General features: G+C 42.0%; 21 protein-coding genes. 8 read left to right on the top strand and 13 right to left on the bottom strand.

Translation table 11 applies throughout. The features are described from left to right. Positions 1-5 precede the first annotated feature (5 nt). The gene (locus tag GQY27_RS08210; protein ID WP_160033102.1) at positions 6-1,739 is read right to left on the bottom strand and encodes a sensor histidine kinase; all 1,734 of its coding nucleotides are present in this window, start codon (positions 1,737-1,739) and stop codon (positions 6-8) included. Between the two features lie 337 nt (positions 1,740-2,076). Next, positions 2,077-3,267 (bottom strand): ornithine--oxo-acid transaminase, encoded by a 1,191-nt coding sequence (locus tag GQY27_RS08205; RefSeq protein ID WP_160033100.1) that lies wholly within the window; start codon positions 3,265-3,267, stop codon positions 2,077-2,079. Positions 3,268-3,442: 175 nt separating this feature from the next. On the opposite strand from GQY27_RS08205, the gene GQY27_RS08200 reads away from it, so the two are divergent. Continuing rightward, positions 3,443-4,864 (top strand): hypothetical protein, encoded by a 1,422-nt coding sequence (locus tag GQY27_RS08200; protein WP_160033098.1) that lies wholly within the window; start codon positions 3,443-3,445, stop codon positions 4,862-4,864. A gap of 164 nt (positions 4,865-5,028) precedes the next feature. On the opposite strand, the gene GQY27_RS08195 is transcribed toward GQY27_RS08200, so the two are convergent. The 4 genes from GQY27_RS08195 to GQY27_RS08180 all read right to left on the bottom strand — a co-directional run bounded on the left by GQY27_RS08195 (position 5,029) and on the right by GQY27_RS08180 (position 12,199). Continuing rightward, the gene (locus GQY27_RS08195; protein WP_160033096.1) at positions 5,029-8,781 is read right to left on the bottom strand and encodes an alpha-L-arabinofuranosidase family protein; all 3,753 of its coding nucleotides are present in this window, start codon (positions 8,779-8,781) and stop codon (positions 5,029-5,031) included. Positions 8,782-9,014: 233 nt separating this feature from the next. Continuing rightward, on the bottom strand, positions 9,015-9,212 hold the full coding sequence (locus GQY27_RS08190; RefSeq protein WP_160033094.1) for a YwbE family protein: 198 nt from the start codon (positions 9,210-9,212) through the stop codon (positions 9,015-9,017). 39 nt (positions 9,213-9,251) lie between these two features. Further along, positions 9,252-9,956 carry a polysaccharide deacetylase family protein gene (locus tag GQY27_RS08185; RefSeq protein ID WP_442950892.1) on the bottom strand — a complete coding sequence of 235 codons (705 nt, stop codon included), beginning with the start codon at positions 9,954-9,956 and terminating at the stop codon, positions 9,252-9,254. 236 nt (positions 9,957-10,192) lie between these two features. Next, a complete protein-coding gene (locus tag GQY27_RS08180) occupies positions 10,193-12,199 on the bottom strand; it encodes a Na+/H+ antiporter (RefSeq protein WP_160033090.1) in 2,007 nt (668 codons plus the stop codon). A gap of 157 nt (positions 12,200-12,356) precedes the next feature. On the opposite strand from GQY27_RS08180, the gene GQY27_RS08175 reads away from it, so the two are divergent. Continuing rightward, positions 12,357-12,656 (top strand): hypothetical protein, encoded by a 300-nt coding sequence (locus GQY27_RS08175; protein ID WP_160033088.1) that lies wholly within the window; start codon positions 12,357-12,359, stop codon positions 12,654-12,656. Positions 12,657-12,704: 48 nt separating this feature from the next. Here GQY27_RS08175 and GQY27_RS08170 read toward each other — a convergent pair whose 3' ends face one another. Beyond that, on the bottom strand, positions 12,705-13,163 hold the full coding sequence (locus GQY27_RS08170) for a MarR family winged helix-turn-helix transcriptional regulator (protein ID WP_160033086.1): 459 nt from the start codon (positions 13,161-13,163) through the stop codon (positions 12,705-12,707). Positions 13,164-13,462: 299 nt separating this feature from the next. Then, on the bottom strand, positions 13,463-14,479 hold the full coding sequence (locus tag GQY27_RS08165) for a UDP-N-acetylmuramate dehydrogenase (RefSeq protein ID WP_160033084.1): 1,017 nt from the start codon (positions 14,477-14,479) through the stop codon (positions 13,463-13,465). Between the two features lie 230 nt (positions 14,480-14,709). On the opposite strand from GQY27_RS08165, the gene GQY27_RS08160 reads away from it, so the two are divergent. From GQY27_RS08160 to GQY27_RS08150, 3 genes are all read left to right on the top strand, one after another. After that, on the top strand, positions 14,710-16,533 hold the full coding sequence (locus GQY27_RS08160) for a DEAD/DEAH box helicase (protein WP_160033082.1): 1,824 nt from the start codon (positions 14,710-14,712) through the stop codon (positions 16,531-16,533). Further along, positions 16,530-17,489 carry a YqhG family protein gene (locus tag GQY27_RS08155; protein WP_160033080.1) on the top strand — a complete coding sequence of 320 codons (960 nt, stop codon included), beginning with the start codon at positions 16,530-16,532 and terminating at the stop codon, positions 17,487-17,489. Before GQY27_RS08160 ends, GQY27_RS08155 begins: the two co-directional genes overlap by 4 nt. A 188-nt stretch (positions 17,490-17,677) precedes the next feature. After that, a complete protein-coding gene (locus tag GQY27_RS08150; RefSeq protein WP_160033078.1) occupies positions 17,678-18,604 on the top strand; it encodes a hypothetical protein in 927 nt (308 codons plus the stop codon). A 39-nt stretch (positions 18,605-18,643) separates the two neighbouring features. On the opposite strand, the gene GQY27_RS08145 is transcribed toward GQY27_RS08150, so the two are convergent. Beyond that, positions 18,644-18,856 carry a YqzE family protein gene (locus GQY27_RS08145; protein ID WP_160033076.1) on the bottom strand — a complete coding sequence of 71 codons (213 nt, stop codon included), beginning with the start codon at positions 18,854-18,856 and terminating at the stop codon, positions 18,644-18,646. A gap of 166 nt (positions 18,857-19,022) precedes the next feature. On the opposite strand from GQY27_RS08145, the gene GQY27_RS08140 reads away from it, so the two are divergent. After that, positions 19,023-19,727, top strand: a complete 705-nt coding sequence (locus GQY27_RS08140) for an N-acetylmuramoyl-L-alanine amidase family protein (RefSeq protein ID WP_160033074.1) — start codon at positions 19,023-19,025, stop codon at positions 19,725-19,727. On the opposite strand, the gene GQY27_RS08135 is transcribed toward GQY27_RS08140, so the two are convergent. Continuing rightward, entirely contained in the window at positions 19,702-20,568 is an 867-nt protein-coding gene (locus GQY27_RS08135; protein WP_160033072.1) for a divergent polysaccharide deacetylase family protein, read from the bottom strand. The two genes, GQY27_RS08140 and GQY27_RS08135, sit on opposite strands and share 26 nt — an antisense overlap. A gap of 193 nt (positions 20,569-20,761) precedes the next feature. Between GQY27_RS08135 and GQY27_RS08130 the strand changes: the two genes are divergently transcribed. Further along, positions 20,762-21,127: a YhjD family protein gene (locus GQY27_RS08130; RefSeq protein ID WP_160033070.1), complete on the top strand. Its 366-nt coding sequence runs from the start codon at positions 20,762-20,764 to the stop codon at positions 21,125-21,127. A gap of 79 nt (positions 21,128-21,206) precedes the next feature. On the opposite strand, the gene GQY27_RS08125 is transcribed toward GQY27_RS08130, so the two are convergent. The 3 genes from GQY27_RS08125 to GQY27_RS08115 form a co-directional block, all read right to left on the bottom strand. After that, complete coding sequence (locus GQY27_RS08125; RefSeq protein ID WP_160033068.1) at positions 21,207-21,425, bottom strand: hypothetical protein; 219 nt, start codon at positions 21,423-21,425, stop codon at positions 21,207-21,209. Between the two features lie 112 nt (positions 21,426-21,537). After that, on the bottom strand, positions 21,538-21,864 hold the full coding sequence (locus GQY27_RS08120; RefSeq protein WP_160033066.1) for a hypothetical protein: 327 nt from the start codon (positions 21,862-21,864) through the stop codon (positions 21,538-21,540). A gap of 124 nt (positions 21,865-21,988) precedes the next feature. Next, positions 21,989-22,558: a xanthine phosphoribosyltransferase gene (locus GQY27_RS08115; protein ID WP_160033064.1), complete on the bottom strand. Its 570-nt coding sequence runs from the start codon at positions 22,556-22,558 to the stop codon at positions 21,989-21,991. A gap of 227 nt (positions 22,559-22,785) precedes the next feature. On the opposite strand from GQY27_RS08115, the gene GQY27_RS08110 reads away from it, so the two are divergent. Then, on the top strand, positions 22,786-23,835 hold the full coding sequence (locus GQY27_RS08110) for a YkvI family membrane protein (protein WP_160033062.1): 1,050 nt from the start codon (positions 22,786-22,788) through the stop codon (positions 23,833-23,835). The last annotated feature ends 3 nt before the right edge of the window (positions 23,836-23,838 follow it).

The raw sequence follows: 23,838 nt of genomic DNA, 5'->3' as shown, positions 1-23,838 counted from the left end.
CATGATCATCCCTTCCTTATATTATCTATATAAATCGTTGCTTTCAGGCCGCCCATAGGAGATCTTTCAAAGGTTAAATTGCTTCTTTCCCCATACCGCAGCTGCACTCTTTGATTCACATTCCATAGTCCGCAGCCGCTGTGTTCGTCCATAGGTCTGGCAAGTTGGTCTTGTAGTAACTTCATTGCCTCATCATTCATTCCCAGTCCATCATCTTCGACCTCAAGGCATAGACGCCCCTCATCTTCAAATCCGGATACGCGAATAAAAGACGCATCTGCTGACCTCTCAATTCCATGAATAACTGCATTTTCGATCAGCGGCTGAAGGACAAGCGGGGGAACCAGTAGTTCCATCATTTCTTCTGGTATTTCCATCACATAATCCAAACGGCTCATTCTCATCTTTTGAATCTTTAAATAAGAAATGACAAAAGCAATCTCTTCTTTCAAAGGAACGAGGTCCTTTTCTTGACGTGTCGTGTAACGATAATATCGGGAAAGGTTATGGGACATCGCAACCACTGCATCTGTTTTTCCAAGCTTCGCCATACTCGTAATATATGAAAAACAATTATAGAAAAAATGAGGATTAATTTGAGACTGCAGCTGTTTGAGCCTTGCTTCGCGCACTTGGATCTGCTCTAGGTATACGTGTTCGAACAGCTCTTGGATCTGTATAACCATAGAGTTAAAACGCTCTGATAAAAAGCTGAATTCATTCCGTCCTTTTGGCTTAAGCCGGACAGAATAGTCCCCAATCTTTAAACGCTGAAAGCCGTGCATTAAATCTCTGACTGGAATCTGCACTTGTACATATAACAAGTAAGCTGCCAAAAAACTCATAAATAAAAGGCAGGCAACCGCTCCATAAAACAACCGATTCGAGTTCTTAATGGGAGCGAGCACATCGGTCAGCGGAATATAATCAATTAAATACCAGCCTGTTGCGGGCGATATCACCGTGTGAACACTATAGACTTCCTCTCCAAGCTCAATCGTGCGGTAATCCACATCTTTTATTTCGGTAAAATCCAGCTGTTTCAATAGTTCCTTACTCCGGTCAATATCCGCTGTGCGGTTATAAATGGTGCCTGTCCCAGGTATATAATAAAAAGGATCTCTCCTTCCATTACTTTTGAACTTGTCCAACATATCCTGAATATTAGTACTGTCGAATTCAAGCTTGATAATACTTCTCGCATTTCCCACTACATCTCTAGCTGAATATGGAGATGCTGTATACCAGGAAAAGAGGTAACGATCTTCATTTCCTGTTGTCACTTTTTGTACCTGCCAGCCAGGTAAATTGGCATTATCCAGCTCCTTATTATCGTATGTTCTCGAATCATTTTCGGTAATCATACGTTTCATAGAAGATGAATATAAGCTCAAACTGCTTCTCCAATTCGAAGAACTCTCCTGAATACTTAGCTTATTCTGGATTCTTTTCACATGGTTAATAAGATCCAAATTTAGATATTCACTCTCCAAATCCTGTTGTTCAAAGCTCTCAATATCCGGATCATGGATTAATATAATAGGCCAGGAGGATAATTCCTCGATGCTTGTATTCACTTGACTTTGAAAAAAAGCAAGTTGATTACTACTAGATCGATTGAGTTCACTCACAACGACGTTTGTTGTCATTTTGTTCGAGTAACTGTATAACAGCACAACAGGAATTAGCATAATTACAATGAGAAGTACCATTTTCGTAAACAAGTGATATCGAACCATAGCCGTGTAATCCACCCCAAATCTAAAGATATATATCATAAATAATGACGAATGACTGAAATAATAATCGAAAAATGTCGGACGAACTAATTGTAAGCGTTTGATATGGAAAAAGTAAAACTTTTTCTGTTTCTCATGCAAAAAAAAGGCAGACTTTCACGTCTACCCAAAAATATTACTATAAAATCCACACTATATTATGACATCTTTCGAGAACGAATGGATCCCGTCTCCTCGACATTCACCGCACTGATCGATGACATACTTTTATGCATTTCGTTATATTGCGCAAGCGGGTAACAAAATGACGATTTCTGTTAGTTTACCATTGTCTGTATTACGTAAACACCTGCTCCAATTGTGTTATTGCCCATTCTAGTTCCTGGTCAGAGATAATGAGCGGGGGAGCCAATCGAATCACATTTTCATGTGTTTCTTTGCACAGCAGTCCTAGCTGCATTAACTTCTCGCAGTACGGCCGTGCTGAACCTTTGGTTTCGATGCCAATAAATAAACCGCGCCCGCGAATGGTTACAATTTCTTGAGAATGGATGGCTTGTAACCTCTTCAGCATCTTCATGCCGAGGTCAAGAGAGCGATCTGCAAGCTTTTCATCTTCAATCACAGCTAGTGCTGCTATGGCTACACTGCTTGCCAGTGGATTCCCCCCAAAAGTTGAGCCGTGAGATCCTGGTTCAAATAGTCCGAGAATATCATCATTTGCAGCAACCGCAGATACGGGCAGCACCCCTCCCCCGAGTGCTTTTCCCATAATGTAGATATCCGGAACTACCTTCTCCCAATCACATGCAAACCGCTTACCTGTTCTGCCGAATCCAGTCTGTATTTCATCGGCTAAGAGAAGTACCTTCTCTTGATCGCAAATCTCTCTTGCTTCTCGCAGGTAACCTTCCCTTGGTATGACAATTCCAGCCTCACCCTGAATAGGCTCTACTAAAAAAGCTGCCGTATTCCGTGTGATTGCAACCTTCAGTGCATCAATGTCTCCATAAGGAATAATGGTGAACCCGGGAGTAAAAGGACCAAACTCTCTTTTATAATCCGGTTCTGATGAGAAAGATGTAATGGTTGTTGTTCTTCCATGAAAATTCCCTTCGCAAACAATGATTTCTGCTTGATCAGGACCCACTCCCTTAACACGGTAGGCCCAGCGCCTTGCCGCTTTCACCGCAGTCTCCACTGCTTCTGCACCTGTATTCATGGGCAGCATTTTATTTTTCCCTGTCAGCTTCGTAAGTACTTCCATTAGTTCAGCAAGAGGCGTATTATAAAAGGCCCTTGAAGTAAGCGTCACCTCGTCTGCCTGTCGTTTGAGCGCTTCAATAATACGAGGATGTCGATGCCCTTGATTCAAAGCAGAGTACCCGCTGAGCATATCCATATAACGCCGTCCCTCTTGGTCCTCAACCCACACCCCCTCCGCCTTATGAATAACAATCGGAAGTGGATGATAATTATGGGCGCCAAGCCTTTCGGTCTGAGACATGATATCTGTTGAAGATTTCATCTATTTCGCCTCCCTTGTGCTGTTACAATCGGGGTTCTCTATTTAATGTATGCAGTGCAAAGGAATCATGATGTTTTCAGGAATGCCTGCTCCATACAAACGAACACCCAGAAAAAATGCAGCATAGAATACCGCAGAAAGCAAACACTCGGCAGAGTGAGAGGGATGAAAATTTATGGTGATTCAATTACTTCCGCTTCACTACGTTTATTTAGCTTTTATCGTGTTTATCATGGGGCTGCTCATTCGTAGAAGAGATACCACCGTCGTTTGCGTCCTTGGAATTATTTCTCTAGGCTTTCTTGCGTCGGATCACTTTCATGATTCTATATCTGGCATTTTTGGTAGTTTCATCTACGCAGCGAAAGAGCTGATCAGCACCATATTTATTATTTCTATCGTTGTCGCAATGAGCAGAGTGCTTGTTCGCACTGGCATTAACGAAATAATGATCGCCCCTTTTACAAAGCTCATGCGTACGCCAACGATGGCTTTTTGGGGCATCGGACTCATTATGCTATTCGTATCTTTATTCTTCTGGCCTTCCCCTGGTGTTGCACTTATTGGGGCAGTGATGCTGCCTGTTGCCATTCGAGTCGGCCTGCCGGCTATTGGGGCTGCCATGGCAATGAATCTTTTTGGTCACGGTATCGCTTTATCCGGAGATTATATTATTCAGGGTGCACCTAAGCTGACTGCCGATGCTGCCGGCCTCCCTGTATCTAGTGTACTTGAAGCCAGCATACCGCTTGTCATCACAATGGGGCTCGTCTCTACCGTAACGGCCTATATACTGCTTCGCAGGGATATGAAAAGAGGTGCGTTCCAATCTACTGGGACAGCATCTCCTTCTACAGATAAAGAGACGAAAAATTCAGTGTCCACAGATCAGGCTCATCTAGAAGATCTTGCGATTCCTCTTCGTACCAAACAAATCATTGCAACACTCATCCCTTTTTTCTTCGCCCTTGATGTTGCTGGTATGTATATATTTAAACTCCAAGGCGGCGATGCCACTGCTCTTATTGGCGGGACTGCCGTAATCATTCTCATTGGTGTAACGATTATTGCCCACCGCAATAAAGGACTCGAAGAAACTACTGAATATCTGATTGAAGGATTTCAATTTGGATTCCGTGTGTTTGGTCCTGTCATCCCCATTGCTGCTTTCTTTTATCTAGGAGATGCCGCACTCACTGAATTGTTCCAAAATCCGCTACCCGAATCGTCTCACGGCATTGTAAATGATCTTGGTGTTGCCTTAGCACATCTGGTTCCACTTAATGAAACCATTGGTGCAATCATTATGACGCTCGTTGGTGCCATTACAGGAATGGACGGTTCCGGTTTTTCTGGTATTTCACTCGTCGGTTCGATCGCACAAATGTTCTCTGCTTCTATCGATTCAGCTCCTCTGCTCACAGCACTTGGACAGATTGCAGGCATCTGGGTGGGAGGAGGAACGCTGATTCCTTGGGCTCTTATTCCAGCCGCAGCCATTTGTAACGTGAGTCCATTTGAACTTGCCAAACGAAATCTTATCCCTGTCCTAACAGGGCTTACTGTAACGACGATCGTAGCCATTTTATTAATGTAAGTACAAAAATAAATAAGGACTGCAGGCAAACTAGTTTAGGCTAATTTGTCTACAGTCCAAGAGGCTCCTATATGAAGTCTCTTTCACATTGTTATATCATCTTCCATCCTGTCAGGAGTGCAAAGGCTTCCTACAAGATGAAGAACTTATAGATAAAACCTAGTCTAGATCGACATCACCAGCAAGCTCACAGAATTCGCAGGAAGCTGAAGTACAACGCTATCTCCTTGGAGTTCTATGTTTTGCTCTTGCGGTGTAATTTTCTCATCATTTTTCTTATTTACATTCGGAACATGAAGCAGACTTTCTTCTCCGCTTAGCGTTACCAGTGTTGCATTTGGCTGAACGGTTAGATTTTGCAAGTTAATCCGTGTCGCCTTATCGACACCATCTGCATTCACCAATTTCACATATACATGCTGTGCATCTCTCGTAACCGAATGGAATACCTCCCGGTTATATGCTTCGAGCTTGTAATCCAGCGTTTTACTAGTGAAGTCTCCGTCTGTATAAGAGCAAATTAGATTCTTTCCATTCTCTCCGCCGTAATTCACGGTAATCACATAATCCTTCTCGTTTTCCAGTGGTTCATAATTTGCCGCTCTGAGGTTCCCAGCTGCTGTACTCGACGAATAATCACCCAGTGTATACCCTTCGATTCCTTGTTTGTACACTTTCACTCCTGTGGCCTCTCCGCCGTAATTAATCGCATACTCGATGACATCTTTTTTCTCAGGAGAGATATCCGTCAGTCCTACACCAATATAGAATCCATCCTCACCCTTCATCCGGCTTGCTTCTACCTGCACCTTGTAGTTGATCCACTCATCATTCATCAGGTACAACCCGTTTAGGCCACTCTTCTGCGCCTTCAAAAGTAATCCTTTGCCAGGCATCGATGTATAGCCTTCCGATCCAGGAATGAGACTCCATGCTTCACTCGGTCCCTCTTGTTCCCGAAAATCTTCCTCAAAAAGAACACGGCCGTCCTTGTTCGAAATGACAACCACTTTCTTCACAAGAATATCGGCATTGCCAGCAGCGATTTCGATTCCTCCGTGCGGAATGAGTTCCACCGGCTTACCTTTGCTGTAGGTACCAAACGATGTGCGAAGCACCTCTTCACCTACACTCTTAGCAAACATCTGCTGAACATAATAGTTCGGAGTAAACCACACTGTCTCATCATCAAACCAGATGCAGTCCGGGGTCCAGCGGTACGTACCATCTGTCAGCACCTTATTAAACAGCGGCGCATAGGCTGCCAGGCGGACAACATCTGCATTGTTTTCAAAACTGGTCATGATCGCAGCTTCGGCGATAGCCCCTGCCAGTGTATTTTTATCCGTGGAGGCATATTCCCCTACAAATACCTTGGATGTCTTTTTAAAGTCTATGCTTCCATCCGCGTTGTAGGCACGGTCATAGTAATTGTAACGATCGGCATTATTCAGTAGATATTCATTCGATCTATAGTAGTGCTCATCTGCAATGGTATCCATGTAATCCTTCTGATTCTCATACCAGGTTACCGTCTCCTCAATTACCCCTTTGCCATCTGCAAAAGCCACCTGGGCTGAGCCGGTAAGGTTCCCACTAAGGAATTTCCATCCTTGCTGGTATGCATCATCATCTGCCTGTGCACCAACCGTAGAAATAATATGAAGTTCATGATCGGGATAGTTTCGTTCCATATATTCATCAATTGAAGCTTTAAACACTTCAAAGTTAGCGAAAAATTCATTTCCCCAGTTCTCATTTCCTACGCCCAGGTAGCGAAGATCAAATGGCTCCGGATGTCCCATGCTGCTGCGTACTTGTGCCCACTGGTTATGCTCCATATCTGTACTTAGGGCAAAGTCGATCAGATCTGTAAAGTTCTTAATATAATACTCCCTCAAAGCTCCGCCTGCCGGATGCGCATAGTCAGAACGTGCCTGACACAGAACACCGCATGCCATAACCGGAACCGGAAGAGCATTCAAATCCTCCGCCAATTGGAAGTATTCCATATAGCCAAGCCCCATCGTCATCATATAACCCCACACATTATAGTTCTCTTTTCTTAGCTCAACTGGGCCTACAGAGTCCTTCCAGTCATAGACATTCTCCCATATAAAAGATCCTTCGGAGATACAGCCGCCAGGAAAACGTAAAAATGTTGGATGCAGGTCAGCAAGCGCTTGAATTAGATCTTTTCTCAGTCGGTAATTTGGATTTCCTGTATAGTTCGCGTGTGCTGAAGCGGATATCCCTTTCTCCCCTGGATCTGCTCCCCACACATCTTGCGGCGTAAGTGACACCATATCGATAGAAATATCACCTTCAAAGGTAAGAACCAGCTGACCAAGAGCCGTTCCCGTACCTGTAAGAACAATGCTCTCTTGATCCTGCTCACCGTATTTTCTCCATGTGCCCCCGCCTTCTACTTGCAGTGTGATCGGTTCACTGATCGGTTTATTATCAGCATCTTGCAATTGAACGGTTATATAACCAGGAGCATCTGCTTTTGCCCAAATGGTAAAGTTATAGTCTTCTCCCTGCTTAATCGACATCGCACAATGGTGATTGGAATCCGAAAATCCACGGTTGCAAATCGTTGCTCCATTTTGAACCGTTACATAATAAGCGTTCACTTCTGGATCACTGGCTCCAAAGTATTCATTTAATCCGCCTTTATTTTGCGGGTTCATCAGATGGGTGTCTCCAGACCACGCAAACAAAGGATCACGATTTCGGCCTGTAGAACAGCCACATTCCCCTGATTCAGGTGAGTACGTATCGAAGGCAAAAGATTCAAACGAACGATTCTGTACCAGCTCTGCGTAAATTCCGCCATCCGCCGCGTTATTAATATCCTCATAAAAGAGACCATACATCACTTCACTGATATCTGCTACTTTTTGATCTCCGTGTATCGTTACTGTATAGGGTGGAAGATGCCCCGGTACAACCGAAATCTCAAAATGTTTGCTCAGCGTACTTTCTCCTTTACTTAATACCGCGCGGAGTGTGATTTCCTCAGCAGATGTAATGGACTGAACTTTACCTGTATGAGATAGAGATTCCGGATTACTTGAGTTCCAGCTGACTTGTACTTTACCGCCTAGTAAACTAGCAGGGAGTGTTATGTCTTTTGTAACAATCTTCGTTGGAAAAGACAAATATTTATCTCCTGCAAGTTTTACAATCTCTTCATCGGTCAATGACTCACACATGACTTCAATCACTTCATCGATCGTCAGACCATCCCGATAAATCCGAAAATCAGATAGCGAACCCGTAAAGTCCACATCGGCTGCATACTGAGAACGTCCAATATAATTTTGGCTGTAATTCGAAGATTTGGTAAACGTATCGAACCAGCTGCGCAGCTTAGCATACGTTCCACTGGAAGTTTGACTGATGGAACCGTCTGCGACTTTTTCTCCGTTCACATAGACAACCGGACCAGCACTGCTCAGTTTACCACCCTCTGTACCTGTCACCGAAAATGCAATATGCATCCATTCACCGGCAGTAAATCCCCGACCTGGGTCTACGACCAGATCATCTCCAGCATATAGAGTCCCTCTAAGCTGACGGGTCAAAAAGGCATAAGGCCCTTGTTCACCTTTACCAAAGTCAAAAATTCGTTCCCAAACGTTCGAACCTTTACCAAGATTAACCCATGCTGTCACAGTCAGACCTGTGTTATCGCTTACATCTGCTAGTAAATTAGATGGAAGCTGTATATAAGAAGTTCCATTTGCTCCACCTGGAAATTGAGCTGCAGATCTGCCTGCGATACGTGTAATTTCAGGTTTCAACGTGCCCATAGCTTCGCCATCATGTCCATTTCCTGAGCTGTCTTCACCAAGGTGTGCTGCATTATCGAACTTATAGTGTGCAATGAGTTTTTCATTAAAATTGCTCATTCTTCTGCCTCCTATGTAGATAATCGTTTGATTTGAATAAATGTAAATCGATTTATAAATATATAAATGAATCACTTACAGGTTATAGTACTCACTTTCTACTTAATTTTCAACATAAAAGTAAAAACAATCTAGTTATTGAAACAATTCGTGAGGCGAAGCGCTTAATAAAAGCCAAAAAAGGACTCCTACATGCGGAGTCCTTCTCATCTTTTTGATTGCTACACTATCTTTTACTTTTGTAGAATATGCTTTACTCTGCCTACCTTACCGTTTTCAAGACGAACCTTGATGCCATGCGGATGTGACGGAGTATTGGTTAAAATATCTTTGACCATTCCCCTCGTTAATTTCCCTGTTCTTTGATCCTGTTTAAGTACAATATCAACTTCAATTCCTGCGCGGATATCGGCTCTGCTGTTTCCATTCATCTCTTTATTTCTCCCCTTCTCTTCTAGCCATCCCATGATTTAAGGTAATTCCATGACTTCCTTTTCCTTCGTCTTCAGCAGCTGTGATACTGTCACAAACTGATACCCTTGCTTTTTCAGTTCGGGTAATATTCGCTCTAGTGCTTTTATTGTCTGACTCTGTCCATGTACATTATCATGAAAAAGAACGATATCCCCATTACGGGCATTGCGAAGTACTTTATTAATAATACGCTGTTTTCCTGGTCTGCTCCAGTCCTCTGTATCCTGATGCCAAGACCACAACACAATTGTATATCCCCTTTTTTTAGCACTGTCTAGCACAATGTCGTTATATACACCGCCCGGCGGGCGAAAAAGGGTTGGTTTGGGTCCACCCGCTTCCTCAATTAAACGATCTGTGTCTTCCAGTTCTTTCATATAATCTTCTTTATTTTTAATTTTATCTGCAAAAGTATGAAAATAGGTGTGATTTCCCACTTCATGACCTTCTTCAATCTCCTTGCGAATAAGATGAGCTTTCTTTTTTGATTGCTGGCCCACTACAAAAAAGGTAGCTTTCGCGTCATATTTTTTAAGCAGATCTAAAATTTGTACCGTTTCCAGCTCATCTGGTCCGTCATCAAAGGTAAGAGCAATCTGTTTTTTAGAAATAGGAGCTTCCCATACAATATCGCCTCTTTTTTCATAATACGTTCTGTCCTTTACTATGGGCTGAATAGCTTTTGCCTCGGAGGCGATCATCGAACATACAAGTATAGCGGATGCTAGTGCAATGCACCATTTTCTTATTGTCATATCATCCTCACCTTACATTTGTCTTGTGTACATAACTGCTCCGTAGTATCCCACAAGCGCTCAGGAAATATATAATTTTCTGTTTTGTAAAAAAATACATCCATCATGAGTTTCAACTTAAAAAGAGTTATCCCATCACCAGTGCGGCAACAGGACAACTCTTTTAATTAAACTGATTTTCTTTATTCTTCACTGAGAAGATTAGATTCTAAACTGTTTATATAATGACGTAAAGAAGCAGCTGTGTTCCGTTGGATTCCGCCCGTTTCAAACAACTCTTGAACGGCATTCCTTTGTTCCTGAATCGCTTTAATTTGCAGCTCCAATTTCTTCTCATTAAATGCATTATCATCAAGTTCGGTAGCACCTGCACGAAGCATGAATAAGATCCGTTCATAATGAGAAATAATCGTCAGTGATGCAGCTCTGTTTTCATCGTTCATTTGATTTCGGATCGCTGTGATCGCACTCTCACAGGTCTGAATACGAAGGTTCCGAGATGCATTGACTCTTTCTCTCATTGGGTTGCTTGGATCCAGCTGTTTCTTCATAAAGACTCTTCCGATCGTTCGCCCAATACTGCGTAAAGAAGACCAAATCTGTGATTTCATTCGGCTGGACATGACAATTTCACGTCGATCCAGAACTTTTAAATAGAATATCCCCAGTTCTTCATTGACTTCTCCTGTTTTCAGAAGGTGCTCAATTTCTTTTCGCTCTGCATGAATGGCTTTCATTCGAATGGACATTTCTTGTTTTTGATAATGGCTTCCCCATTTTTTCTTATCGTCTTGAGCCGAATAGCGGTTCAAGTATTTGTTGAGGTCCGCGATCACCGACAACACGGCCGCTTTATTGTCATCATTCATCTCGGCTTTAATTACTTGGATGGAACGATCAAATATTTTGGTTAACGCACGAATTTGAGCGACATCTGCGCCGGTTTCCTCTTCTTTATCTGCAATAAGCGGAAGTGTGACACTCGCTGTAATCAGGGTAAGCAGAATCACCCCAGCAGATATAAAGAGGATGAGATCTCGTTCAGGAAACGGGGATCCATCCATCAGCACAAAGGGAATGGAAAAGGCACCGGCTAACGTCACAGCTCCGCGTACACCAGATAAGGTTGTTAAAATAATATGTTTCAAAAGCGGTTTTTCCTGCTTATTCGTTTTCCATGCTGTCGTCTCAAATGCATAAATCCATAGAAAACGCAGAACAAACAGCATCAGCGTAATGATGAAAATATAGGTCATAATCTGCACATGATTGAATGCATTATTATCCCAAATCTTACTGATTACATTCGGCAGCTGTAAGCCGAGAATAACAAAGACAAGTCCATTTAGTATATATACAATTACAGACCAAGTGCTTTCTGCCACAATTTGCATTTTGGGCTGAATCGTATCCGCCCGATCTCGGTCAATAGCATGGATAATTCCACCTGCGACCACCGCTAAAATCCCTGATAAACCAAGTTCTTCAGCTACGAGGTAAATAATAAATGGCGTAATAATTTGAATCAGCATATGAACGGTTACGTCTTCCATGCCTAGTCTTCGAAGCAACACTCCGATTTTACGAATGAGAAAAGACATCACTGCCCCAAGGAGCAGTCCGCCGGCCGCAATAATTACAAAACTAATAGAAGCATCTGCTAAAGAAAATACACCCGTTACCGTCGCAGCAAGCGCAAATTTAAAAGCGACAAGACCGGAAGCATCGTTCATAAGCGCTTCACCTTCAAGCGTCCGCAATATACTCTTTGGCAGATGAACACGCTCAGCCATGGCTCCTACCGCTACAGCATCCGTTGGAGATAATATGGCCGCAAGCGCAAACGCTGCGGGAAGCGGTATGCTTGGAATCAGCATATGAATACCATAACCTGCGACAAGTACGGTTAAAAAGACGAGTCCTAGTGCAAGCAGCAAAATTGGAGTACGAAGACTCCACAGTTCATCTCGCGGTGTTTTACGTCCATCATTATAGAGCAGCGGAGCGATGAACAGCACAAAAAAAAGTTCTGGATTTAAATCGAGGTGAATCCCGAAAGGAACAACTTCAAAGACCACTCCAAGCGCAATTTGGATAAGCGGTACCGGAATAAATGGAACAAACCGGTTAATTACGTTGGATAAGCCAATAATTATGAGCATAATAAGTATGGTTATAAAAAGCTCCATATCTCTTCATCAATTCCTCTCTTGCTTCTTTCCTATGAGCTTTATATTCTGATAAATACAGCACGGTTTTTTCCGTATCCTGTTCGCTTCTATCTCATTTATGAGGTAAAATATAAGAATAGATCGTCTAAACGTAATGAAGCAAAGGATGAATAACATGGCTTTTGGCATTACACGAAGTGAACTGAGTGAGTGGAAAGAAAAAGTGAGAGAAGGTCAAATTGCTTATCTGACTCATTACTGGATTGACCCCCGTTTTCCTGGTATAACCAGCGTTACAAAGGTAGGTTGCTCTGATCTTAAGCGATTACAGCGCTGGTGCAAAAAGCATGAACTTAATCCCAAATATATTCATCATCGAGAACCATTCCCGCACTTTGATCTTCTGGGGTCAAGGCAAAAAGAAATTCTATTACAAGAAAAGCGATATGACCATATTCAAAGATTCAAATTATAAAAAAGACCAAACTCAAGGCAGCCCTAGGCTTCAAGAGTCTGGTTCTTTTTATGTAAGAGCAGCAAGGATTCGTTCTTCGATTCTTTTAACGATATCCAGAAAAGGTACTCTCTCCTCTTTTGATAGAAGCCCTAGAATCTCTTTATTCATACGTTCGCGATTTTCACGCAGCTTATCTGCAACGTGCTGCCCTTCCTCCGTTAGGTATAACCACACGATTCGTCTGTCTTCCTCACTTCGAGCCCGGATAATGTATCCTTCTGCTTCCAATTGGTTAAGTATGACCGTGGTTGCCCCCGAAGTAAGCTGGAGCCGCTTTACAATATCAACCGCCATGAGACGTTCACGAGATAACATATATATGATTCGTATCTTTGTGGGGTTTAGCTTGTGATTAAGTTCTTTTTGCTGTTCTGCATATATTTTATGTTTAAACCGAATAAACGCCATTAAAAACTGGTCAAACATTTCTAGTTCTTCTGCCTGCAGCTCATTGTTATTTACCACCCGAATTTCTCACCTTTCTGATAATAGAAAATAAATAATTCAATCATAGTCTATACTCTCAGATATAGAAATTCTTATCATCACATTCAGCGCCTAAACGAACAAAATCAGCTTTCTTTGCCCAAAAATAGCTATTTATTATGTTAACTTTATCATAAACTTATGAATCATACAAAAAACCAGGTCAAGATTCCTAATATGAACCGTACCCTATTGTTAGGTGTATCTAACAATAGGGTACAGTTCAACAAAAGGAACCAGACCTGGTTTTTTAATTATCATGGACTAACTATATAATCTTATTTCTTTTCTACAATAATGAGTTCTTCTTCTGGGATAAAATCAAATGCTTCATTCACTGATTTTTTCACTTGTTCAACCAAATGTACGATATCTTCTGCTTTTGCATTCCCTTGATTTACAATCATATTTCCATGCCAAGATGAAATAGATGCACCCCCGTGCACCGTCCCTCTCATGTTCAGCCGATCGACCACTTTACCCATTGGTTCACCAAAATCATAGTTGTTTTTGAAAACAGATCCGCAAGAAGGATAATCAAAATGGAACTTACTTCCGCGATCCTGAATTACGCTTTTGAACGATTCAGGAACCTCTGCTCCATGATCCTGTGCCCAAGTCTCGGCCATAGCAGTGTAGTATTTATAGAAATTAGGCAAGACAGATGGGTTTTGGTATTCTACGATTTGCTCTAGTCTTCCCACTTCACGTATGCCCTGCTCAAGCGCGTTAAAGTCAGGATGGTGTAAGTATGCGCCCACAATAATCCAATCATTATTCATAAAGATCGAATTTTTGTAACTATACCCGCATCCATCTACGTGAATGCTCTGCACTTTGAATTCCGGGTCTTTCAAATCAATATAAAAGGCAGTATCAAGAATGTCACAAATTTGTCTGTTATAATATTTCGCGTTCATATAGATTCCTGCGCCCACTGTACCCGGAAGCAGGAAACAAAAATCAAAGTCAGCTGTTCCTGAAGCAAGACCAATAAGCGATAGATGCGACATCGGCATACCAGCAGAAACAAACCAGCCCTTCTCATCAATATGGGTTTCTTTCAATTCTTTAAGACTGATAAAGATCATATCTTCTTTTGGTTCATCCGGAAAAAGGATGTTCGATCCCATGCCAAACCAAAATGGTTTTAATTCTTTTTCTTTTGCAAATTCTAGTACAGAAGTTAATTCCTCTATTGTGGCAGGCGCAGCTAGATATTTAGCTTTGCCTCCGATCTCATAAGTAGAATAAGCTGATAAATCTGCATTACATTGTATGAATTGTTTATTCACCCTGTGTCCCTCCTACTGCTGTACAAAACAAAATCGCTTCATGATGCCTAACCATTATATACAATTATATTGTATGTAGCCATTATGTATACGCGCCTATGGTAAGTCAAATAAATTTCATGACCTTTATTCTATCGCTTCTATCGTTAAATACGGACTCAGTTATGAATCTCTTCGCTTTCGTCCATACTATGAAGACTTAAGAGACGACAGGGGAGGCAATAACACCAGTGAATAGAAAAATATCACCTGACCGCGCGAGCTTTCAGCCGGAACCACTGCCCGTTCCAATTCACTTTGATCAAAATTGGCTTAATGAACTTACAAATAGACTAGACAAAGGCGGACCATGGGGCGACTATCGTCTTTTTCAGCTTGCCGTAGAGGCTGAAGAAAGAGGACTCATACCAAGTTTTGATGATATGCAGTGCTTAAAACATATCCCTGAGCTTACACCGCTGCCGCATCAGATTGACACTGCTCGCAGAGTGCTCTTTGAAATGTCGGGGCGTGCCATTCTTGCAGATGAAGTAGGTCTTGGGAAAACGATTGAAGCGGGCCTTATTTTAAAAGAATATTTAATTCGCGGTCTCGTATCTAAAGTCCTTATTCTTGTCCCTGCATCACTTGTTCTGCAATGGGTAAGAGAACTCAATTCTAAGTTTGGCATACCGGCGGTCGCACAGAAAAAAGCGTACTCCTGGCAAAATGATATTGTTGTCGCTTCCATGGATACAGCCAAGCGCGACCCCCATCAGGAAATACTCATGAGTACTGACTACGATATGATTATCGTCGATGAAGCCCATAAATTAAAAAATAAAAAAACTTCTAATTATCAATTTATGCTGAAACTTCGTAAAAAGTATTGTCTATTGTTAACTGCAACGCCGGTCCAAAATGATTTAAGTGAGTTATTCAATCTCATTACACTTTTAAAACCAGGACAACTAGGACGTCAAGGCGACTTTGCCGCTAATTTTGTCGTTGACAAACGAATGGCGAAAAATGAGGATCAGCTGAAGGATGAGCTGGCTAAAGTTATGATTCGTAATCGCAGAGGCGAAGGGCCTGTTCAATTTACGAAACGTAAAGTTACGAATATTAATCTCACCCTCTCACCGGAAGAGCAAGCTCTTTATGATGGAGTTACCGCTTTCGTAAAAGACCAGTTTCACTCAGCGGGAGGTAATATGACCAGTATGTTCTCGATGGTAACTTTACAACGTGAAGTATGCAGCAGTCGTGATGCTGTATTCGTTACTCTTGTAAATCTATCTAAGAAACTGGCCCCAGATTCCCCGTGGCGTGACCGAATTTGGGATCTTGTTGCCAATATTAAAGCGATCAAAGCGAATACGAAAGCAGAGAAAACGATGGAGCTTATTCGTGAAATGAATGAGAAAGTGATTGTTTTCACTGAATACCGAGCTACTCAGGAGTATTTGCTTAACTATTTCCGCGACCGCGGTCTAACAGCGGTACCTTACCGGGGTGGTATGAACCGGGGTAAAAAAGACTGGATGATGGATCTATTTCGCGGAAGGGTTCAAGTTATGATCGCTACAGAAGCCGGCGGTGAGGGAATTAATCTGCAGTTTTGTCATAACATGATCAACTTTGATCTGCCTTGGAATCCGATGCGAGTTGAACAGCGGATTGGGCGGGTTCACCGGCTCGGTCAGCAACATGACGTGAATATATATAATTTAGCAACGCGCGGCACCATTGAAGAGCATATCTTGCACCTCTTACATGAAAAAATTAATATGTTTGAGATGGTCATCGGCGGACTTGACGTCATCCTTGAACGGCTTGAGAAACAAGAATCTATTGAGAAAAGTCTCACGAAAATCATACTTGAATCTTCAAGTGAAGACGAAATCAATGAAAAAATGAATGCCCTGTCTCATAACATTCATTCGCTCAAAGAAGAGGTCAAACAACATCCTAACGCGTCTTTTGTTAAAGATGCCGTAGGCAGCGTTCTGGATCCAATGAAGCAGCAAGCTCGTTCTTCCGCCAAAAGCCGCAAAAGGGGGAGCTCTTTATGACGATGTCTAAAGACGAGGTACAGTCTTATGTTATGACATATCTTGAAGCAATGGATTGCCAAGTGATTGAGAAGTCTCCTGCTCATGTTACCGTGAAATTATCAGTAGAAGCAGATAAAGCACTCACCAATCGTCCTTATTACTGGGGATTTGTAGACCGGACAGGCACTCCTGCGGAGACGATGTCTTTTACTTTTATTTTTGACCAAGAAGCACATGAAAAGGCTGAACAAATACAGAAGCAGCAAGCCAGTTTAGAATCGGCTGCGGAACTCGGTACAACGGGAGCCAATCAAGACACCGTGCTGGGACGCTACTTTGGAAACGTTCCTTCCCTCCCTGTTCTTGGCCCGGGGCGAGTACTTCGTGAACAGATCGTCTATGGAAGCCCGCGTCTTAAGCAAATTTTCACGGCTTCTCGTGAAGGTGGAGCTTACGTTAACTTGTTTGAGCTCCCTTCTAAAAGGCAGGCCAGCGGTTCCATTCCAAAAGCTTACGAGCCATGGCTTAGTGTCTGCTTTAAAGTTGAACTATCTTGCGATCTCAAACGAGAGGAACTTCATTTTCTAGGCATTTCACTGCTGACCGGCAGAATTGCAGAAGACTTTGGCCTCGTACTGGATAAAAGAGAACTCAGTCCAAGGCTCCCCGATAATATGCATGTTCAGGGAGGGCGAATTCCTCTCAAGCAAGCAGCTGAGTCACTGGAAAAACATATCCAGGGTAAACTTCGGTTACTTGATTACAGCTGGGCAGATGCTGCAAAGAACCGCTTAGAAGAAGAACTAGCTGTCCTGGATACTTATTATGAAGATTTACTCAAAGAACAACCGGATGAAGAACAGAAACTCCCTATTCAGGAACAATATAACCGCAGGCGCAGCGAAATGAAATGGCAGTATGAACCTAAAATTAACGTAAGTACAATTAGCTGTGGAATTATGCATCTAAGGTAAAGGGTGAAAGCTGTTTCCTCAATCTTCGGCACAGGAAAAGGAAACATCACTTTTTTCGTCAAAACTAGTGCGTGTCTTTCTTAAAGTCCACTCCAGTAAACAGCACCTTTCTCGTTCTTTCCTCGGTAAAATGTAGATAAGAACAGCAGGTGCCGTTTTATGCTTGCAGAAAAGAAGGTGTCCTTTCCTTGAAACGAAAAAAATATATGCTGAGCCTGTTGTGTGCCTTATTGTTTTCTTTCGCTTGCCATACTCCATCCTATGCTGGTCAAAGCTCTATTTATCATCTTAATACCGCTCCTGCCCCCGTCTTTCAGGTTGCAGAGCATACCATAAAAGAGCTTTCACAAACGAGCGAATTTGCTGACTTTATTAACTCAAGTCTTCATATTATGCCGCTTGGTCCCGGAACGCACAGTTTTCTTGTGCATGTTTATCAAGGAAAAGAGATCGTAGGATACCTCATCATTACAGCAGAACAATCATCTATAGAAGAAACGAAGGCTTCAGAGATCAAATATCTAGTCACTGAATATGGGGTAGGAACTTCCTCCGTTTTCGATCCCGAATTGTTATATTCTCTGGGTCATCTTTCTCGCCAAGAACAGAGTTCGGTACATTCAAGTCTTTATGTAATGGAGTATACAGGGGGATTACCCTATTGGGTGATAGAAAAAGAAGCGAAAAAGACCTATGTAGACGCCAGTAATGGCGATGTGCTTCCTGACAACCCTGAAAGGCTCGCTAAGCCGCTTATTGTAGATGACCGTTCCGATTCAATTGGGACTAGCCATACCATTCAAAAAATACAACAAACCTCTCCCCTGTTTGATTCTTCGGAGAATTTGAAGTGGCGGGTTTCAAACTCGTTACCTATCGCATCTGACCTTCTGCTTCTAAGAGAGTTAGATACGTCAAAACAGCTCATCTTTCGTTCTTCTGATTTCAATATGTGGTTCAGCGGACCACTTTCCATCTCAGGATATACAACATGGACCAGTCCTGGTGCAACTAAAGTCTCTTACGTTCGTATTGGCACAGATCAATCCCTGATTAGGTATATTCCCGTGAACAGACTGATTGAAAATGGAGAATTTTATGAAAACATAAAATAAGCCCTATCCCTTCATGTATTTGGAATAAGGCTTTTGAACTCAAGAATCAGATGCTGTATTCTGATTCTTTTTTTTGTGATCTTGTTTCTTATCTCTTGCCCACATGGAAACTCCAAGCGGAAGCATCCCAAACCATTTTGTCTGCCAAGGTTCTTTTCTCTTTCTTTGGGATTTACGCTCCTCTTTCGGCTTTTCCATATAATCAACCACTTGCTCGGTTATATATCTAATTAAATCATTTCCTTTAGCCATGTTCATTCACTCCCTTATAACCTGAAGTTCTTATTCTTAGTGTGTACGGAAACGAAATAAATAAACATTTCTATTTTTACAACTGAATGAAACATTGAAATTTGTACAGCCTATGGTAAAGAGTTTGAAATGAGAAGCAATATACGGGAAGGAAGGTTTAGTTTAGATGCCCAGACGAATTATAATGTGTTTTTCTGTACTTTTTCTTTTCCTTATCGGATCTGTGAACGGAGCAGCAACGCCTGCTGTCTTACAAAAGGATGATGATCACGTATCGCATGCTGCATTTCGTCACCCCGTTATCATTATTGATGCAGGACATGGGGGGATTGACGGAGGAACGTCTGCTGATGATTTACTTGAAAAAAACATTAATCTTGCGATCTCTCAAAAAATGTATTTAATGCTCAAATCAAAAGGTTATGCTGTCGTACTGAATCGAAATGGAGATTACGCACTCAGCGATGACAATACTTGGCTTAAAAGCCGTTCAAGACATTTAAAAGACTTGGCACAACGAAAAGCACTGAGTGAAGAGCTTCCTTCCGAGATTATTGTCAGTATTCATATCAACTGGAGCAAAAAGGAAAAATCACACGGTCCAGTCGTCCTTCATCAGCGGGAAGGGAAAAGTTATATGCTTGCTGAATCGATTCAAAGTTCACTGAATACGATGTATCAGACGGATCGCCAGGTAGAATGGGGTAAACCTTTTTATTTACTCAATTATGTAAAGAAACCAGCCGTTATCGTTGAGGCCGGTTTCATCAGTAACTTACAAGATCGGGAGATGCTTCGCTCAAGCCGTGGACAAAAGAAAATAGCCGAAGCTATCAGTGCAGGCATTATTTATTATTTGTCGGTACTGTAGGATTTGGATTCCAGTTCCATACTTGTTTCACCATATCACTGATGCTGATTAGTTCGACCTTCCCCGTTAATCGGGGAAGGGCATCTCTGATTATGCCTGCCGTCATAAGCCCTGGCACTCCGACATGCCCAATCGTTACACAGATATCTTGTTGCTTTAACTTCTCTTCAGCAAGTCTCATCTGCCTTGATATATGGCTAATGGTGTAATTATCATCCAGAAAGATATCATTTTCTACGGGCGGCATGCCCCTTTCTGCGGCAAGTTCGGCCACAACCGAATGAGGATCGGTTTTACTATCCACAAAAAAGAGTCCTCTTTCTTTACATACATCCAGCACAATGGACATGATGCGCCGATCCGAAGTGACTTTAGATCCCATATGATTGTTCATCGCAACTGCATAAGGAACCTCATCAATGGCTGCATTCACTCTTTTGCGAATCTCTTCATCGGACAAATCCGTCGTAATTGCGCCCGGACCTAACCATTCTTTTTTTCCTTTACGTGGTTCCATAGGCATATGAACAAGCACATCAATGCCCTTTTGATGAGCAAGTTCTGCATCTTTTTTCGTTGTCGGCAAGAAAGGCATGATCGCCACATTTATTGTTGTCGGCATATTCAGCATTTCATCCGTACCTTTCATCCCATTACCAAGGTCATCAATGATGATAACCATTTTCTTCACAGGCTCAGCATGAACCGGAACCGCTCCTATCGTGGCAGATATCATTATATTTAACGCTATACACCATACGATTAAACCGAGACTCCCCCACCGAAAAGAAGTCAGCACTTTTTTCTTAAGTTGTCTTCGTTTTTGTTTTCGAGTTGCCATGTTTCCCCCTCCTTCTGATGTGAAATTTTTCTTATTATTGAGGATATATACATTATTGGTTTAGATCCAAAAAAATATGTGGAGTTTTATAGAAATCTAATTTCTTATATTTAGTAAATGATTCATTGATTAATTTGCTGAAGACAGCATAAAATAAGAACATAAGTTCTTATGACGGGAAGGGGAGATTCACTTGAAGGCAGACGCATCATATGAAGAACAAAACCTGATTTACAGCTATTTGCAGTTATTGCTCGTTGACCGCATTTTTTGCCGCGATCTGCAGGTATTAACAAACCATCCGGTCCTTCGAACTCCGATTCTTTATAGAGAAGTGCTGTCCAGTGGAATAGAGCGTGTCACTTTACTATTGTCAGAAATACAAATGGAGTTTGCCCGAAAGGATATACGGATTACGAATATCAGATCGAATAAGGAAGGATTATGGGCAGATGCCAAAATAAGAGGAGAAGAAATGCGCGTTGTTTTTCCCTTATCTCAGTATAAAAACGAATTATACTCAAGAATGAGAGTTTACCTTGGTGGGATAAATACATAAATATAATAAAAAAACCGTTCTCTCTCTTATGCCCTTTCTATGAAAAAGGATAAGAATAAGAACGGGGGTATCGTGCAAGTTATATGTCTGTAGGACTCTGTCTTGGCTCACTTTCCAGCTGAATCAGATAATTCCGATCTAATTTTACAATACGCCGATTGCGTTTCCGAACCATAATTTGTTCATCACTCCAAGCCACGATGATACCCACCACATCGTTAACTTCCAAATTGTCTCTTACGACACGAACACGTTCACCCGACTCACGGAGTTCATTTAATCGTTCATCTGTTATCATTATTAATCCCCCTCCTTACAGCTGCTGCGTTCTTCGCAGCTTGTCTCTTCTAACATGCAAAAAAAGACCTAAATGCATGCATTTAGGTCTTTAAGGCTAATCACTAGAAAAATCAACGTGAAGCATGCTCTTTACTGTCGTTCTTCTCGAACCAGAAATCAAGCACCTTCGCCGACATCACACGCTGTTCAACATATTCGACCTGGTGAGGTGTAAATTCATCTTTCCATGAGAAGGACAATTCTTCACACAGGTTTACAATAGTGAGAAGTTCAGACCAAGCAACATACCTTTTATACCAGAAGAACTGTGGATGTTCAAGCATATAGGGATAAAGGTCATCAAACTCCGTATGCTTACAATCAAGGGCACGCTCAAAATGAACTTTGGACTGCGCTAACTTATCAAGGAAATACTGTTCGTTTGGTTCTTTCCCCATGGGTGTTGCCTCCTCTCCCTAACCTATTTATATTATAATCCATACGAAACGCGATGCAAAGGCATTTAAACAAAATTAGGCAATCGGCATATAAATCAAAAAAGAAAATGAGGTTTACAAAAGATTAAACAAAGTGGACTTTGCCATCAGACAGCGACTTGATCTTCGCAAGTGATTCTACTCTAACCCCTTGTTCACGAAGGGTGCTCGCACCCGATTGGAAACACTTCTCAACCACAACTCCAAATCCGACGAGTTCTGCTCCAGAGCGCTCGATAATTTTAATGACACCCTTGGCTGCATCCCCATTTGCGATAATATCATCGATAAATAGAACCCGATCCTCTGGACCAAGAAACTCGCGCGATACCATAATATCCGTTACAATCCCCTTCGTAAACGAAGGTACACGCTCACAATATGCATCCGGGTCGGCCAGCAATGTTTTCTTTCTTCTAGCAAAAACAAGAGGCACCCCCATTTCCACAGCAGCAGCAAAAGCAACCGGAATTCCTGATGATTCAACGGTAACGATACGTGTGACTCCATCTTCACTAAATTTTGCCGCAAACTCCCGGCCCATCTGCATGGTTAGTGCAGGATCAATCTGGTGATTCAGTAATGCATCAAGCTTCAGAACCTGATCTGAAATAACAACGCCCTGTTCTCTGATTTTTTGTTTTAGTACTTCCAATGTTATGACCTCCCAGCCCATCCTATGACGTAAAAGTATCATAAAATATGGGTGGCTTTCAATATGAAAGTTTATTTCTTCCATTGGTATGTAACTATATCTACCTTACACTTTCCTAATCTTACTCTTTGTCATGTCCAGATGGACAAGAGCATACCTTGTACGAGTAGTTATTTTTTAGGACGACTATAAGCTGTTGTTATACAGATCGGACAAGGAGGATACGCATGAGACAGGGTTTCAAGGTCTTACAGGTTGCATTCACTTATATTGGCACAATTGTCGGAGCTGGCTTTGCCACAGGCCAAGAAATCTTACACTTTTTTACGGAGTATGGAAAATGGGCCAGTCTTACCATTGTCTTGTCGAGCCTGCTATTTGTATGGCTGGGTACGAAAATGATGCTGATCGCGCATGATACCGGAGCGAATTCATATGAGGATTTAAACGCGGAGCTTTTTGGCAAAAAAGCAGGGAAATGGATTAGTTTTTTTACTTTATTTGTACTAATCGGGGTCAATAGTGTAATCCTTGCAGGTGCAGGTTCTGTCTTCGTAGAAAATCTTCATCTATCCTATCAAACAGGTCTTCTCATCACCCTCATCGGTACTTATATACTGCTTGGAAGAGGAATTAAAGCTATTTTGCAATTGAATAGTATCATTGTACCTTTCATGCTTCTGTTATCGCTCATGATTCTCATCAATACGATTCATCATCCATCAGCTTTTAATTTCATCCGCTTGGAATACGACCGCAGCATGTTTGCCACTTGGTTGTCTCCGCTATTGTATACGTCCTTTAACCTAGCTATGGCTCAAGCTATACTTGTCCCTCTTGGCAGTCAGCTAAAAGACAGGAATGTTATTAAGTATGGAGGAATCATTGGAGGAATTGGGATTGGCTGCATGCTAATGACGGCCCACTTCGCGATCTCCGCCTATATGCCTGGAATTCGGCAATTCGAGATTCCAATGGGGAGTATTGCCTTCGCTTTGGGAGCCGCCATACAGATCATCTATGTTATTCTTATCTTCATGGAAATTTTCAGTACGTTTGTTGCCGATATTTATGGAATTACACTGCAAGTGCGTCAGCATATCCAAGTGTCGCCAAAACTTCTCACCTTGTTCATCATGACAACTTGTTATTTAGTAAGCCAGTTTGGATTCAGTTCCTTGCTATCCATCTTATATCCCGTTTACGGGCTGCTTGCGATCGTCTGGGTTTTTCATCTAATCAAAAGCCCGCTCGGTTCCTTTCGCAGCAAATCGTAACTC

Source organism: Paenibacillus sp. An7 (genome assembly GCF_009870785.1).
Taxonomy (GTDB): domain Bacteria; phylum Bacillota; class Bacilli; order Paenibacillales; family Paenibacillaceae; genus Paenibacillus.
The sequence above is the reverse complement of the archived record's forward strand: the minus strand, read 5'-3'. Positions and strand labels throughout refer to the sequence as shown.

Coding starts and splice junctions, on each gene's coding strand:
- GQY27_RS08210 (WP_160033102.1), bottom strand. CDS start 1,739: ATGGTTCGATATCACTTGTTTACGAAAATGGTACTTCTCATTGTAATT.
- GQY27_RS08205 (WP_160033100.1), bottom strand. CDS start 3,267: ATGAAATCTTCAACAGATATCATGTCTCAGACCGAAAGGCTTGGCGCC.
- GQY27_RS08200 (WP_160033098.1), top strand. CDS start 3,443: ATGGTGATTCAATTACTTCCGCTTCACTACGTTTATTTAGCTTTTATC.
- GQY27_RS08195 (WP_160033096.1), bottom strand. CDS start 8,781: ATGAGCAATTTTAATGAAAAACTCATTGCACACTATAAGTTCGATAAT.
- GQY27_RS08190 (WP_160033094.1), bottom strand. CDS start 9,212: ATGAATGGAAACAGCAGAGCCGATATCCGCGCAGGAATTGAAGTTGAT.
- GQY27_RS08185 (WP_442950892.1), bottom strand. CDS start 9,956: ATGATCGCCTCCGAGGCAAAAGCTATTCAGCCCATAGTAAAGGACAGA.
- GQY27_RS08180 (WP_160033090.1), bottom strand. CDS start 12,199: ATGGAGCTTTTTATAACCATACTTATTATGCTCATAATTATTGGCTTA.
- GQY27_RS08175 (WP_160033088.1), top strand. CDS start 12,357: ATGGCTTTTGGCATTACACGAAGTGAACTGAGTGAGTGGAAAGAAAAA.
- GQY27_RS08155 (WP_160033080.1), top strand. CDS start 16,530: ATGACGATGTCTAAAGACGAGGTACAGTCTTATGTTATGACATATCTT.
- GQY27_RS08145 (WP_160033076.1), bottom strand. CDS start 18,856: ATGGCTAAAGGAAATGATTTAATTAGATATATAACCGAGCAAGTGGTT.
- GQY27_RS08140 (WP_160033074.1), top strand. CDS start 19,023: ATGCCCAGACGAATTATAATGTGTTTTTCTGTACTTTTTCTTTTCCTT.
- GQY27_RS08135 (WP_160033072.1), bottom strand. CDS start 20,568: ATGGCAACTCGAAAACAAAAACGAAGACAACTTAAGAAAAAAGTGCTG.
- GQY27_RS08125 (WP_160033068.1), bottom strand. CDS start 21,425: ATGATAACAGATGAACGATTAAATGAACTCCGTGAGTCGGGTGAACGT.
- GQY27_RS08120 (WP_160033066.1), bottom strand. CDS start 21,864: ATGGGGAAAGAACCAAACGAACAGTATTTCCTTGATAAGTTAGCGCAG.
- GQY27_RS08110 (WP_160033062.1), top strand. CDS start 22,786: ATGAGACAGGGTTTCAAGGTCTTACAGGTTGCATTCACTTATATTGGC.